Origin of the sequence: Candidatus Kapaibacterium sp. (genome assembly GCA_025059875.1) — a bacterium.
Taxonomy (GTDB): domain Bacteria; phylum Bacteroidota; class Ignavibacteria; order Kapaibacteriales; family HRBIN21; genus HRBIN21.
The window spans coordinates 122414-137808 of record JANXCT010000001.1; the positions used below are offsets into that span (position 1 = coordinate 122414).

At 56.5% G+C, this 15395-nt stretch carries 7 protein-coding genes and 1 tRNA gene; all 8 read left to right on the forward strand.

The features are described 5' to 3' along the window. Positions 1-106: 106 nt before the first annotated feature. The 8 genes from gatB (at position 107) to NZ960_00695 (ending at position 15377) form a co-directional block, all read left to right on the forward strand. Positions 107-1579, forward strand: a complete 1473-nt coding sequence (gene gatB / locus NZ960_00660; GenBank protein ID MCS7176130.1) for an Asp-tRNA(Asn)/Glu-tRNA(Gln) amidotransferase subunit GatB — start codon at positions 107-109, stop codon at positions 1577-1579. A 10-nt stretch (positions 1580-1589) separates the two neighbouring features. Then, positions 1590-2558 (forward strand): branched-chain amino acid transaminase, encoded by a 969-nt coding sequence (locus NZ960_00665; GenBank protein MCS7176131.1) that lies wholly within the window; start codon positions 1590-1592, stop codon positions 2556-2558. Positions 2559-2741: 183 nt separating this feature from the next. Continuing rightward, positions 2742-4724, forward strand: a complete 1983-nt coding sequence (locus NZ960_00670) for a thiamine pyrophosphate-dependent enzyme (protein MCS7176132.1) — start codon at positions 2742-2744, stop codon at positions 4722-4724. Positions 4725-4835: 111 nt separating this feature from the next. Then, a tRNA-Arg gene (locus NZ960_00675) sits at positions 4836-4909 on the forward strand. A gap of 17 nt (positions 4910-4926) precedes the next feature. Next, positions 4927-5667: a tetratricopeptide repeat protein gene (locus NZ960_00680; protein ID MCS7176133.1), complete on the forward strand. Its 741-nt coding sequence runs from the start codon at positions 4927-4929 to the stop codon at positions 5665-5667. Positions 5668-5734: 67 nt separating this feature from the next. Beyond that, positions 5735-12301 (forward strand): hypothetical protein, encoded by a 6567-nt coding sequence (locus tag NZ960_00685; GenBank protein ID MCS7176134.1) that lies wholly within the window; start codon positions 5735-5737, stop codon positions 12299-12301. Positions 12302-12429: 128 nt separating this feature from the next. Further along, a complete protein-coding gene (locus NZ960_00690) occupies positions 12430-14274 on the forward strand; it encodes a hypothetical protein (protein ID MCS7176135.1) in 1845 nt (614 codons plus the stop codon). A gap of 164 nt (positions 14275-14438) precedes the next feature. After that, a complete protein-coding gene (locus NZ960_00695) occupies positions 14439-15377 on the forward strand; it encodes a T9SS type A sorting domain-containing protein (GenBank protein ID MCS7176136.1) in 939 nt (312 codons plus the stop codon). The last annotated feature ends 18 nt before the right edge of the window (positions 15378-15395 follow it).

Sequence of the window (15395 nt, forward strand, 5' to 3'; positions counted from 1 at the left end):
GCTTCGGTGGAGTTGGGGACGAAGACTGCGCGGCTGACAGTGGACTGTCACACTGACTCCGTGGCCTTTTTAGTAAGTTTGCTAGCCCTGCGGCAGGAAGCACGACATGCATCCGGAGTATGAGGCAGTTATTGGGTTGGAGGTCCACGCGCAGCTAAAGACGAGGACGAAAGCCTTCTGCGGATGTTCTGCTGAGTTTGGAGCACCACCAAATACTAACACCTGCCCGGTTTGCTTGGGACACCCCGGAGCCTTACCGGTACTGAACCGGAGCGTTGTAGAATTCACACTCAGGATTGGGCTGGCAACGAACTGCCGGATTCGACCGTATTCCCTCTTTGCCCGCAAGAACTACTTCTACCCTGATCTGCCAAAGGGCTACCAGATTTCCCAGTACGAGGAGCCGATTTGCGAGGATGGGTGGCTGGAGATTGAGCTTGAGGACGGTACTCGCAAGCGAATCGGAATTGCGCGAATCCATATGGAAGAGGACGCAGGCAAATCGCTCCACGATGTGGATGTGGATACGCTGGTGGACTTCAATCGGTGCGGTATCCCCCTCATCGAGATCGTCAGCAAACCGGACTTGCGTTCGCCACGAGAGGCATACCACTACCTGCGCCAGATTCGGCAGCTCGTCCGGTACTTGGGGATTTGCGACGGGAACCTGGAGGAAGGCTCACTGCGGTGCGATGCGAATGTCTCGGTCCGGAGGCGTGGGGAGGTGAAGTTGGGAACAAAGACGGAGGTTAAAAACCTCAACAGTTTCCGCAGCGTAGAGAAGGCCTTGGAGTACGAGATTAACCGCCAGGTTGCAGTCTTGGAAGCCGGTGGACAAGTGCAGCATGAGACACGTCTCTGGGATGCCGTACGACAGGAGACGCGGCCAATGCGTACGAAAGAGTATGCGCATGACTATCGCTATTTTCCCGAGCCCGACTTGGTTCCAGTTGTAGTGACTCAGGAGTGGATAGAGCAAGTCCAAGCAACTCTACCGGAGCTCCCGCTCCAGCGCAAAAAGCGCTTCGTTGAACAGTATGGCCTGCCGGCATACGACGCTGGAGTCCTGTGCGAGGAGCGGGAGATTGCCGATTACTTCGAGGCTTGCTGTGCGGCCCTCCGTCACCCTTCGCTGGAGCGCTACAAGCTAGTCAGCAACTGGATCATGACGGAGGTGCTTCGGCTCGTAGGGGAGCAGCAGGGACAGGGCTTCCAAAGCCCTCTCGCGCCAGAGTACATGGCTGAGCTAGTGGAGCTCTATGCTGACGATGTCATCAGTAGCCGAATCGCAAAGGAGGTATTTGCGGAGGCAGTGCGGACGGGGCGGTCGCCACGAAGCATCGTTGCGGAGCGCGGGCTCATACAGGTTTCTGATACGGCATGGCTCCGTGAACTGATTGAGGGTGTGATGGAAGAACACGCGGATGCCGTGGTTAAGTACCGAAGTGGAAAGACAAATGTGTTCGGGTTCCTCGTAGGCCAAGTCCTCCAGCGTTCACAGGGCCGAGCAAATCCTAAACTCGTTGCCCAGCTCCTGCAGGAGTATTTGCGCACCCAGGAGAGTCCGACAGCATCATAAGGGCGCTTCTATGCCACTGAAGCCGGTACCCTACATCTGGATGAACGGACGCTTCGTGCGGTGGGAGCGTGCGCGGATCCATGTGCTCTCGCACGTTGTCCATTACGGTTCTAGCTGGTTCGAGGGCATTCGGGCGTACGCGACCCGCCGAGGGACGGCAATCTTCCGGCTGCATGATCACCTCCGTCGGTTAGAGCGTTCGCTCCGAATGTATCACACGGAGTTGCCCTACAGCCTGGATGAGTTAGCTCGAGTGTGCGTGGAGGTGGTTGCGCGGAATCGCCTCCAAGCCTGTTACATTCGCCCAATCGTCTACCGCGGTTACGGCGATTTGGGGGTCTACCCCCTCAACTGCCCGGTAGAAGTTGCTGTAGCAGCCTGGGAGTGGGGGGCATACTTAGGGGCTGAGGCCGTACAGCATGGGGTAGACGCTGGGGTAAGCTCTTGGCAGCGAATTGGTAGCAACACGATGCCGGCGATGGCAAAGGCAGGGGGCAACTACATGAACTCGCAGCTAGTCCGCATAGAGGCTGCCCGCCACGGATATGCCGAAGGGATCAGCCTCGACATCTTCGGCATGGTGAGCGAGGGTAGTGGCGAGAACATCTTCTTGGTGATAGACGGTACTCTCTACACGCCGCCGCTGTCAGCTTCTATTCTACCGGGCGTAACGCGGCATACGGTTATTACGCTGGCTCGTGAGGCAGGGATTCCAGTCGTCGAAACAGATATCCCCCGCGGTATGCTCTACGCAGCTGATGAAGCGTTCTTTACGGGCACAGCAGCTGAGATTACCCCAATTCGTTCGATAGATGGTGTCCCCGTGGGTTCTGGAACTCCAGGTCCTGTGACCCGTCTGCTCCAGGAACGCTTCTACCGGGTTGTCCATGACGGAGAAGACCCTTATGGGTGGCTTACCTTTGTTCCCCAGCAGAATAGGACCTACACTCCCCGGAGGACGCGGAGGATTGCTGTCTAGTCAGTCCCACAGCCTTGGAACCGAGCTCTGCAAATGGCGAGTGCTGCAAGAAGGACTGTGAGCGTGAAAACAAAGCCTGCAGTGCGGGATGCTCGTCGTCTCCGAGATCGCCAACCGGATCCCTACGGTCCCTTTGACCCGACGGGATTCGACCGGGAGACCGTGTTGCGCTGGTATAAGCTGATGCATCTTGGGCGCCGCTTGGACGAGCGGGCCCAGTACTACCTCCGCATTGGCAAGGGTTGGTCATACCACGCTCCGTTTGCCGGACACGATGGTATCCAATTAGCAATCGGTGTGACGTTCCGTCCCGGCAAGGACTTTCTGTTTCCTTACTACCGCGATCTTCTCACATGCCTTGCTGCTGGAATCACGCCTGAAGAGATCATTCTCAATGGTCTCAGCAAGGACACGGATGTGGCAGGGGGCGGGCGTCATATGAGTAATCACTTCGCAAAGCCTTCCATCCGCATCCAAAATGTCTCTTCCACAACGGGGAACCACGCACAGCATGCGGTCGGAGTAGCGCGGGCTATCAAGAAGTATGGCGGCGACGAGATCGCGATTTACTCAGGGGGAGAATCCGCCTGTTCGGAAGGCTTCTTCTACGAAGCGGTTAATGGGGCTTCGCGTGAGCGGCTGCCAGTCATCTTCGTCATCCAGAATAATCGGTACGGCATCTCTGTGCCTGTCACTGAGCAGACAGCAAATCCAGACGTCTCGGACAACTTCGTAGGCTTTCGGCACCTGAAAATCATCAAGTGCGACGGGCGCAATCCCTTTGACTCGTACCGGGCGATGCAGGCTGCCCGCGAGTACGTCCTCTCCGGCGCCGGACCTGCTATGGTCCACGCGGAGTGTGATCGTATCGGTTCCCACTCCAACTCTGATGACCATCGACTCTACCGCAGTCCCGAAGAGATAGAGGAGGTGAGGCGCCGTGATCCCCTCCCACGCTTCCGGAGGACGTTGATCGAGTATGGAATCGCCACAGAGGAGGAAGTCCGAAGAATTGAGGATGATAACGAGCGCGTAATCCGCGAGGCGGCTGCAAAGGCAGAGGCAGCGCCAGATCCTGATCCGGATTCGTGGTCGCTCTACATCTTGCCAGAGCCGCTCGTGGGCTATGAAGACACTTCTGAGGAACGCTACCGCAACGATCCCCAGCAACCGCAGTTGACCCTTCGCGAGGCAATTAACCTGACTCTCAAAGAGGAATTCCGCCGGAACCCCAACACCTTTCTCTGGGGGCAGGATGTAGCTTCCAAGGACAAGGGGGGAGTCTTCAATGTCACCAAGGGGATGCTCCAGGAGTTCGGCGGCGAACGTGTCTTCAATGCCCCGATCGCAGAGAACTTCATCGTCGGAACGGCGAATGGCTTCTGTCGCTATCGCGAGGATATTTGGGTCGTCATCGAGGGAGCAGAGTTTGCCGACTACTTCTGGCCAGCTATGGACCAGTTGGTGGAGTGCTCTCACGAGTACTGGCGTACGAAAGGTCAGTTCGTTCCTAACATCGTCATACGGCTGGCTACTGGGAACTACATTCAAGGCGGGCTCTACCACTCTCAGAGCATAGAGGGAGCGTTGGTGACTCTGCCGGGCATTCGGATCGTATACCCTGCTTTTGCTGATGATGCTGTTGGGTTGTTACGTCATGCCCTCCGCTCTCGGGGGGTGACGGTCTTCTTGGAACCGAAGTTTCTGTACAACTACCGTCCTGCAGCTGCTGCCAAACCTCCGGAGGACTTTATTATCCCCTTCGGCAAGGCGAAGATTCGTCGCGTGGGGACTGATGTGACGGTCGTTGCCTACGGTACAGCTGTCCATTGGGCGCTGCAGGCCGCGGAGGAAGTGGCAGCAGAAGGAATCTCTGTAGAGGTCGTAGATCTCCGGTCCTTAGCTCCGTGGGACAAGAAAACTGTGCTAGATTCTGTGCGAAAAACGAACCGGGTTATCGTTGCCCACGAGGACAAGCGGACAGGAGGGTTCGGGGGCGAGGTTGCTGCCGTCATCGCTGAAGAGGGATTTGCGTATCTGGATGCGCCTGTTGTTCGGTTAGGTTCGCGAGACTGTCCAATAGGCTTCGCCAAATCGTTGGAGCAGGCAATCATGCTGCAGCCTAGCGATATTGTCCAAGCTATACGTCGGCTGGTGAAGTACTGAGCGTGACAGAAATGTCACAGTGTGGCTACGATGTTACATAGCCTGGCTGTCCGCCGCGGGGCTGGTCAGACGCTGTCCCTCCATAATTTTGCAGTCCGACTGCGGGGTAATGCGCCCGTAGCTCAACTGGATAGAGCGTTGGATTCCGGTTCCAAAGGTTGGGGGTTCGAGCCCCTCCGGGCGCACAGGGGGAGATAGAGTCATGGAGAAGCAAGCAGAGCAAATCCAGCGAGAAGAGCACGAGCAGACAGGGAGGGCTACGGAGGTCTTGCCTCTTAGACCGTCTATTGGGGAACGCGTGGTCGAGTGGCTGCGCAAACGGTGGAGAATTGTGGCAATTGCAGCGGCTGCGCTGCTGGTTGGCGTAGGAGGAGTGATTGCGTGGCAGGTCATACAGCGGAACCAAGCAGAGGAAGCGGCAACGCTGCTCTCACGCGTCTACTCCTACTACGACAACGGCGACTACGAGCGAGCACTCTACGGGGACACTACAAAGTCGGTACGTGGGGAACCGGTGTACGGGCTAGAGGAGATCGTGCGCCGGTACGGGGGCACGGAGCCAGGAAAGATTGCTGCCCTCTATGCAGGTAGCGCATACCTGCTACGCGGAGAGGTGAAGAAGGCAGAACCGTATTTCGAGCTTGCTGCAAAGGCGGAGGCTCCATTAGTCTTGGTAGGGGCGTATGCGGGATTGGCGGCCTGCCGAGAGGAGGCAGGGAAGTTGCGAGAGGCAGCCCAACTATACGAGCGTGCCGCTACGATTGGTGCACCGATTGGGCTGTCGGAGCGGTACCGTTTCTTTGCAGCGTACTGCTATGAGTTAGCCGGTGATGCGCAGAAGGCGATCGCTCTATATCGCCAGCTACTGCTAGAGAACGAGTTTTCGGACTTCGCGAACGACGCCAAGGCGGGTTTGGCTCGACTTGGCACGAGATTTGAGTAGTAGTCCACGCAGAGATCCATCTATGGCGCAACTTAACAACAAGGTATGTCCAGCAGACGGAGGAACCATGGAGCGGTGGTTGCGTCTGTTTGCGCTGACGCTGACAACGGTTGGGATTGGATTCGCACAACGTCCTGTCATTGAAGTCAGCGGGCGACTTGGACCAGACGAGGTCCGAATCTTCCTCAAGGACACGATCTACCGGATCAGCGGGACGTACATGATTGCCGGAACGCTGATCATCGAGCCAGGAACGATCGTCGAGTTTCTCCCGAATGGGCGCCTCATTGTCTCGGTTGGGGGGCGCATCATCGCTGATGGTTACGTCTCGGCGACGTATAACCAATTTCCCGGAGGCTGCGATCCTGCAGATTACCTCAACCCTTGTGGGTTCAGTGGGTATGCCGATTTGAACTACTTCCAGGCAGCGGCTCAAAGCACGATCATTGGAGACCCTACGATTGACCCCAACAAGTATGGAGAGATCTTCCTCGTCGACTTAGGTGGACAACCACAGCTCCAGGGACTCCCGCCAGGAAAAGCGATTATGTATGCTGCAGCTCGCCTACACTTTGCAGCGTCTGATCCGAACATCAACCGGACCCCATGGCGGCGAGCTGGCGGTGCAAGCGTTAATGTCACTCAGGCTCCAATTATCTTTCGCGGGAGGCCCGTTAATAATTTCTCGCGGGAGTGGGGACACATCATCATTTTGCCGGGGACCCGCGCTGCTTTCTTCCGGAATGTGATCTTTGAGAACTTCCGGAAAGACACAACGGTGGATCGCTTCCCGATCTACCAGCCAGACGCAGGGGAAGTCGCTGCGTTGAATAGAGAGCTCATCCAGCAAACGAATGGTAGCGGCGGAGCCATCACCAGCTTCTCGTCGCGGACGTGGCTCTTGTTATGTGAATTCCGGAATAATACGGCTCGGTATCGTGGAGGGGCTCTACAATTGCTTCAGGCTCCCCCAGGTACCGGGGTATATCCAGCTCCAGATATCTCTAACATCCCATTCTACCCGCAAACTGTCAATCCGTATTTGACGGAGAACGCTACAGCAGCCCCTATTGCTCAGTCTATTAGGGCAATAGACCAAGTGTATAGCAGCAACCCCGAACCCTTGAGCAACAGCGATCGCCAAGCTTACGACGATGCACGTCTGGCAGTGCTGCTGGGACGAGTTCGGTACCTGACCTTTACGGGAAATCGTGTACTGCTGTCTAGCGTAGTCCTTCGACAGATTGCGCCGGGTGTGTGGGCGATTGTAGACAACTTAGAGAACCCAGCGCCTTTAGAGCCACAGCCTTGGAAGAACGAGGCCTACGGCGGTGCAGTATACATCGCAGGACGTAGCCCGATGGAAATTGGGCTTGGAATTAACGACTTCGAGGCTCCGAATGTGTACGACTACATCTTCTGTGATGGCAACACTGCGACAAACCTTCAGAACGACCTTAACGCGCGTGGTGCTCGTGGTGGTGCAATCTATGTCGGCAGGGGGACATCGTTGACCGTGCGAGGACGGTTCGTTTCAAATCAAGTGAGCGTACCGTTCTTCACAGATCCAAATCAGGTTGGAGCTTTGGCACAGGGTGGAGCTATCTACACTGCTACGGATGCCGGGCGGCTCCAGGTTCGGGGTAGACAAGGAGGTGAAGCCCGGCAAGAGACGCACTTCATCGGCAACCAAGCGGGCCGTGGTGGAGCTATCTGTGTCGATACTGGGAAAGTTGACACCCGCCCCTCGCCGGTAATTGGTGGCTCTGATGCGTTGGTGGACACGAGGAACTACGGATACAACATCAAGTTCCGTAATAACCGTGCTACGGAGCATGGCGGGGCTGTCTTCTCGCGTAGGAACTTAACGGTCTATGGTGCAGGTGGAACGGTGGGACCGCTCACTTTGTATGGTGGAAACTACCCAGTAGAGTTTGACAACAACACTGCGGGCTTCTCTGGAGGAGCGATTTCGATTCAGCTGCCGCAGCCACTACCCATCGAGCGGCGGTACGTAAGGATTGTACGCGCGGTGTTCACGAACAACATCGTCGGCCAGGTCCAGGGCTATGAAGCTCAGGTCCGCGGTGGTGGGGCTGTGTACACATTGAACGCTGACCTCAACGTAGTGAAGGGCGTTGAATTTCGGGCAAACAAGGCCTTCAATGGTAATGGTGGAGCAGTGTGTATAGCTCATCCGTTTACGTCATCCCATCGCTTCTTCCTGACGGACGTGGACGACGTTAACATTTTGCCATCTGGTGTAGCAATCGGCTTCACGTCTCGGGACGACATCTTCACGTGGGCTCCTGGAGCTCCGGTAGCAGATGTGCGGATGCTGACACGCTTCTTTGACAATGAAGCGATCCCTAACATGTCGCAGATGGGCTCGGGAACGACGCAGATAGGAGATATCCGGCGTCTACATCCTGGGACAAACCTGCGTGAAAACGGCACAGGACTGGGTGGGGCCATCTACATTGTGGACGAGGTTAGTATCAATCGGGCCGGACGCACGGACTCCATCTTCTTCAACCGCGTCCGTATCCAAGGAAATCGAGCCTATACGGGTGCAGCGATCTACTCTGACAACTACAATCTGCAGCTGGTCTTCACTCGTAGCCTGATCACAAACAACACGGCGACCTCTGAAGTTGGAGCTCGGCAGAATGCTATTACTGGACCGCTCGTTGCGGGCACAAACGCTGCCTCTAGCGATCTCGCCGGAGCGGTCATATACGGTAACGTGGTTGGACCACATCCGTATGCCCGTTACCACTTTGCTGCGAACTCTATCTACGACAACACAGCCCGTTTCCTCATTCGTCTGCCTGACTATCCTGACACGAAAGGAGCGCTGGCTGGAACGGGTGTGGGAATGGGTGGAGTAGATACGCTGCAGGGGAATTACTGGGGACGGACGGAAGCAAATGTTGTCACAATCCTACCGGTAAGTGGCCGCACGCAAGAGACCTTCTTCGTTGCGGGTGACGGAACCCGCCAACTCGGCTTCGTCCGTGGAGGCACAGGGAAGAATCAAGGGCCGTTCGAGTCGCGGCACCTCTACAGCTATACGCCGATACCTGTACTGAATGCTGGCGACGAGAATACCCCTGATCCGACAAGCATCCCAGAGCGCCTCCTCATGCAAGGGCTCATCTACGACATCTTCGACAAGGGAACGGATATCAAGACCGCTGACTACTCTAACCGACGGATGTCACCGATTGAGGACTTTGCAGTCGGTATCCCGAAGACACTGCGGAGGTTTACAGACCCTACCCTCCCATCCTTCAATAAGTACGTCCGACGGTGGACTCGGAATCCGTTTGATGCCGAGAGTGATCCGAACATCGGGGCACTGCAAACGGAGTTCCGGAGCCCCAAGCACCCAATTGGCTATCCGCTGTTCCTCGAAGCCCGAGCGGATTACTCTGGCTCAGCAGAGCTCAACAACAACGATCCGCGAGCGATCAACGAGACGGTCTTCTTTGTCATCAACACCAACACAGGCGACTACATCCGAGTGAATCTGCGGCAGACGAGCCCGACGAGTGAGGTGTTCCGAGCACGCGTAGAGCTGGTACCGGACTCGGTCAATCGTCGTCCCATAGACCGGCGGACGATCGAAGGCTTAGCGAACATTGGAACGAACCTGGCAGCCGTTCTGGCGGCGCTGCGACGAGCTCCAGACATAGAGGACCGGGCCGCACTGCAAGGGCGTAAGTACGAGGGCTTTGTTGGCGACCTCGGGGGACCGGGCTTTGGCTATGTCAACCGGATCCTGCCGGCCGATGGAGCCATCAACCCTCAGAGGGTCACGGTATTCGCCGGCGAGCGGTACTCGGCGCTGCCAGTTCGGGTGGGAGATGTCGTTGCTGTGGTCTCGCGCACGGTCTTGTGGCAGGGTACCGTTGCGGATGCTATCGACGGTGCCCTCATCTTTGAGGTAGGCGCAACTGTGGACCCGCCTGTGTTCACAGGGAACAAGGTGGAGCTAGAGAACATCACGCCACCGGAGCTGCGGAACATGATCTTCCTCATGGAGGACATCAGCTACCCGCGGCGACCGACGGGCCCCGGTCGAGACTCTATCTTCACTATCACGGCGGTTGACTCCAACTTGTTCTATGATCCCCGCTCCGTACTCTTCCCCGACCGGTATCCGCAGCTTGCCTATTTCTGGAGCGTACCACCGAACTCGGGTCTCTCGTACTGGCTGCAAGCGGACACCTTGCCCGCGACTTACGGGCCGTACTATGGAGCGAGGGGATATGTTGTCTTCAAAGGGCGTCCGACGAATCCGTTCGTGGTCCCAGGTGGAGAGGTAGTGACGGTGGCTGTTCGGAATTACCCGCCGAGTGCCCGAACTGTAGACTCGCTGAAGGCAGCAGGATTGAGCAACGATGTGATTGCGAGGTACATTTACCTCTACCCGCCCTATTTCAATGCTCAGGCCTACGATGGTGGCAATGCCCGCTTCCTGCAGCAGGATACTGTGGACTTCGGGAACGTAGCAGCAACAACAGTCACGTACCAATTCCGCATCTTCGTGATAGACAGCACTCCACGGTTTACCACTCTCAATGTCGCTTGTGAGCGTGATGGACTCTGGCTGGCAAACCTGACGGATTCTCTCCGCTTCAGGGTGGATGTGGATACTGACGACGAGTTAGAGGATGCTGAGGCTGGTGCACGTGGTTGGGATTTCCGTTATGGCCGTACGACGTACGGTTTCGCATCGATCACCATCCGAGATGTGCCGCCGGATACGGTTGTGGAGCCTACCACACAGGTCCGGCCGGTGTGGATGCAGAACCAGTATCTCCGTCGGTACGACAACAGTGGGCAGCCTGATCCGCTAGCAATCGACTTTAGTCTCCGCGGTCAGCTCAATGTGCGAATTGACTCGGCTACGGCAGTGCAGTTGCTGACTCCGGCGACACAATACCACAGGGCGCTCAACACCGACACGATTGTCTCCATCGTTGTCAACGATGGCCATGGTGGCGTCAATTACTTAACGCGGCGTGTCCTTGTCAACGTGGCTCCCGTAATTCTGACCAACAGCCTGCCCGATGCAGTAGAAGACCAGGACTACAACCCGACGCTTCTCGACTCTAGTCGGCGGATTGTTGTGTACGATCCGAACTTTGGCCAAGCTCATCGGTTTGAGCTTATCTATCCTGGTGACCCGCGGGATTTCGTGCCGCGCGATCCTTGCTTCCCGGAGGCAGGGGCCTGGGATCTTCGCAACAAGAAGACGACACCGCGCTGGTTGCAGATCGATCCTGTCAGCGGCCTCCTCTACGGGACACCTGGAGTCTACGATGCTCCGCGCCGGGAGAAAGTCACCGTCCTTGTAACGGATGAGTTCGGGCTAACCCATGTGAAGGTCATTGATCTAAACGTTCGAGCGGTCAATCATCCTCCACGGTTGACGCGGATTCCGGCTGTAAGGTGCGTCGAGCAAGGGAAAGCCTATGTCGATACTATCGCTGTCGTCGACCGGGACCTCTTGCGGCAGGAGCCACCAGACGCTCTGGAGCGGCTTACGATAGAGGTCATAGAGCCAGCAGGTTTCCAAGTGAGCCCTGCAACTGTCAACGGACCGCAGTCTTCGGATACTGTTAGGATCCTTATCAGCACAACAGCACTGAATGTGAATCCAGGACCTGACGGAAAGATTACCGTTCGAGTGCGTGTGGTAGACCGGGAAGGGGCTCAGCAGGAGATCACATACAAGCTCAATGTCTCTGAGCCCACGGACTTCGTAGCACCGCTGCGGATTGAGAATCGCTTCGGCGCATTCCAGATTCTGGAGTGGGGTACAGCTCCGTTGGCAACAACTGGTAGCGATCCAAACCGTGGTGGTATCGGGAGGCTTGACTCGAACTACTGCGAGTACGAACTCCCGCCAATACCGCCAAACGATGTCTTCGATGCTCGTTGGACTATTCCCTCCACGAATGGCACTGCGCGAAACATCTTCCCAAGGGCAGTGCCAGGAGTACCGGGGCTCTTGGTCTACACGGGGCGCTTCCAGGCAGGTAGTGTCACAGGAAATGCTTCGGAAGCATACCCAGTGCGGATCACTTGGAACTCGCAGGATGTGCCTGACCGAAATGATGCAACGAGAAATCCAGCCGGCTCGACGTGGTACATCCGCGACGGTGCTTCTAACGGTAACATCTTCTCCTTCAACATGCGGACAGGAGAGGGCCGCTCCGTGCCGACGGTGACTCTGGAAAGGAATGGTGACTCGCTGACCGTTGTCATCCGTACGGATGCCGTTACCAACTTTGTGATCGTGTACGACTTAACTAGCGATGTATCCGATCCTGCTGCCACTGCCGGACCGGTAGAAATTCTCGAGAACGTACCGAATCCATTCGCAGGTACAACGCGCATCCGGTTCAGGATTGCCGAACCGTCGGCCGTGCAGCTGGAGGTCTACGATGCTCTTGGCGGCAAGGTCAAGATGCTCCTTAATGGCTTCCAGCTAGCCGGAGAGCATGCCGTTGCATGGGATGGTACGGATGATCAGGGAATGCCGGTCCCTAGTGGGGTCTATTACTACCGAGTAGTGGTTGGCGGCATGGTGGTCGTCCGTCCAATGGTGCTAGTGCGGTAAGAGACGGGATGGGGGCTCCCTATCCGGGGCCCCCCAGACATTGTCTCCGCAAGAGACAAAGGAGCAAGTCTCACACAGCTTCGAGGGACTAGAAGATGCAGCGAATGCTCCTTGCCACAGTGGTAGCCATGGTAACAGCGCTGGGCGCGTGGGCTCAGGTCTATGCAGAGTTCCAGCCAGCGGTCAAGGTGGGTGGGAAGCCATATGCCCCACTGACAGGAGCAACGGTATTAGATGCGGATCAGTTTAGAAGAGACCCTGCAGATACGAGTACGCGAGATCCTGACGATGGCTATGTCATTGTCACATTGCCTTTCCTCTTCGAGTATCAAGGTTACCGCTATAGTCGGTTGGCGATCTCGGTGAATGGCTTCGTGATGCTGCTGAGGCCCGCTGAGAATCCACCGCTTACGGGTGACACTATGCCAGGGCGACTCTTCCTGAATGTAGAGCCCTTCAACGTGATTGCCCCGTTCTGGGGGGATCATTTCTACCGGACAACTGAAGCAGGATACGTGCCGTCGCGGATTTCCTACAAAGTAGTCGGGTCTGCCCCTAACCGAGCCTTTGTTGTGGAATGGCGGGATCTAAATATCAACGACGAGTCGCTGCCTTCGAGTGTTGCGAGCTTCCAGGTGTGGTTGTACGAGTCTGCGCGACCTGGGAACTTCCAGGGCGATATCGAATTCGCTTATGGGCTGACGGGGTCCGGCGGTCCGGTTCAAGTGCAGGGTGCTGCTATTGGCATCAAGGGAGGATTTGGTGACTATCTCAACGGCTTGGTCTTCACAGGCGATGTGAACCAGGCACGCACCTCAACGGTGCTCAGCAGCACATGGCAGCCTTCTGGCGGGAGTGATACTGTGATTCGCTTCAACGCTATTCCACGCCTCTTCTTGGAGGGTTGGGGTGATGGCGATGTGGATTTCTCGCAGGTCAGCAAGCATGCTGGGATGGGACAAGATCGGTTTGTTACAGTCAACGATGTCATGCTTATCCTTCGATCGGTGGCCACCAATCGTCGGCTGGATAGCCTGAAAGGGAGACAGGCGTACCATGGTGATGTCAACCACAACGGTCGATACTACTACTCCACGCGCAAGCTCGACAACTCAGGGGACTCGGTGTATCACCGACGGGCAATCCCGACACGGTCTCTCTACTATTGGCAGGACCTGCCGTCAGACAACTCCCTACCCTTCGTTGGAGGTGACCCCGTGCTGTTCTTCGAGGCGACAGAGTACGACGCCGCGATCATCATGCTCTACATGGCAGCACGGGTGCCGTATTTACCGTGGTTACTGGATCTAACGGTGCTCCCTCCATATGGCCGCGGAGCAGCAGCGGCTGGCGTTGCTTCATGTCTCCGACCGTTGGAACCAGTATGTGTTGCTCCGGGGGTATATCGCATACCGCTTAGCCCAGATGGCTTTTGGAATGGAGCCCTGGGATTCCGGGCAGAGTTCGATGGACAGGTCCTTGGGGTAGAACCCGCTTCCGGATTCGTGGACAAACTGCTGGTTTCCTACCACGACCGCCGAGTAGCAATTGCGGGTATCGGAGAATTTGTTGCTGGGGAGCCAGTAGTCTACGTTACTGTGCGAACAGAAGAGCCAGTGCTTCGGCTCAACAATGTTCGGTTCTGTGACCGGGACGTACCGGACATGGAGGTGCCTCTCGCTCTGAGCACAGCAGCAAAGGAGCGCATCGAAATCGCTCCTACACCAACCGTTGGCTCAGTGCAGTTGCGGTTCTCGGTGCCGCAATCCGGAGCTTACCGAGTGAAGCTCTACGATGCTACAGGGAGACTAGTACGCGTGCTTGCAGAAGGTGATTATCAGCCCGGGACGTACGCGGTCGAGTGGGATGGCCGAGATGCGGCTGGCCAACTCGTTGGTGCGGGTGTCTACCACTGCCGGATTGAAGGGCCAGGAGGGATCGTAGCGAACGGCTCTTTCATCCGGCTACGCTAACGATGAAGAGTGGGAGGGCTAGATGGTTACTGCCCCATATTGCAGGAATATGTATTGCCTTACAGCGGTCGCAGGGCGATACCGTAGAGCTCTCCCTACAAGTGCTGGACACTGTGGATGTTTGTGGAAGGCGTGAGTGTGTCCTTGTAGTTGAGAGTAGCCCCGTGCGCGTACGAGATAGCCTTATGGGATTCAACCTTGCCATACGGTTTAACCCCGAGAAGCTGCGCTTCCATACCATGCTAACAGCTGGCACACTGGCAGAACTGATGGAGCAGCGTGGCTTCTCAGCTCCACATGGGGAGATCCGTGCCTACGCTTTTACTCTTAGTCGAACGGTAGCTGGGTCACGTCCCCTGGTAGCCTTCCTGGGTGACTATCAACTCAAGTGCCCCGATACCACTCATGTGCAGCTGCAGTATGTAGAGTTCAACGAAGAGTTCGAGCGTCGTAGAGTGGTAGTGGTAGACACGCTCCCGAAGACCATAGAAGCCCGTATTCTCGATGCTCCGACGAGGATTCTTGGGACACAGGTCACCCCAAGCGAATGGCGGGTGACGGAAGTCGATACAGTCTTCACGCTATCTGTGAGACTTGACTACGACACAGCGCATGAGCTCGGGAGGGTTGCGACCTACGTCGTTGGCATGCCCCATTGGCTCCGATTCGTAGACGCCTCTTCAGATAGCGTAACATGGGAGCAGCGAGGTGATACTGGTGTGGTGAGGTGGACTGCTGAGCACGGTGATCCTCTCTCCCTGTCGTTTGCGGTTGTTGAGAGGCGTTCAGACACAGCCGTGCTGTACTTCTCGACTGTACCTCTCGAGCCTTGTGCATGCGTAGTGCGTTGGTCGGTGGATTCGGTCAACATCATCAACACGACCCCTGTTGGCGTCTTGGGGCAAGGGGAAATCGTAGGAGAGACCTTCCCGTGCGGTGAGCCTGGAGAAGAGGCTTACCTCTACGATTTGCAAGGGCGACTGCTGAGCAGACAGGTTGTTGGATACGGCCATCGTTGTCTGGATCTCTCGGGACTTCCTCGAGGGGTCTACATCCTGCAGTATCGAGGGAAAGCGTATCCCATAGTGCACATCCATCAATGAAGGTCAGTTGAATTGCAC

What these genes read in the sequence shown, in the direction of transcription:
- NZ960_00685 (MCS7176134.1), top strand. Translation starts at nt 5,735, where the DNA reads ATGGAGCGGTGGTTGCGTCTGTTTGCGCTGACGCTGACAACGGTTGGG.
- NZ960_00665 (MCS7176131.1), top strand. Translation starts at nt 1,590, where the DNA reads ATGCCACTGAAGCCGGTACCCTACATCTGGATGAACGGACGCTTCGTG.
- NZ960_00670 (MCS7176132.1), top strand. Translation starts at nt 2,742, where the DNA reads ATGCATCTTGGGCGCCGCTTGGACGAGCGGGCCCAGTACTACCTCCGC.
- gatB (MCS7176130.1), top strand. Translation starts at nt 107, where the DNA reads ATGCATCCGGAGTATGAGGCAGTTATTGGGTTGGAGGTCCACGCGCAG.
- NZ960_00690 (MCS7176135.1), top strand. Translation starts at nt 12,430, where the DNA reads ATGGTAACAGCGCTGGGCGCGTGGGCTCAGGTCTATGCAGAGTTCCAG.
- NZ960_00680 (MCS7176133.1), top strand. Translation starts at nt 4,927, where the DNA reads ATGGAGAAGCAAGCAGAGCAAATCCAGCGAGAAGAGCACGAGCAGACA.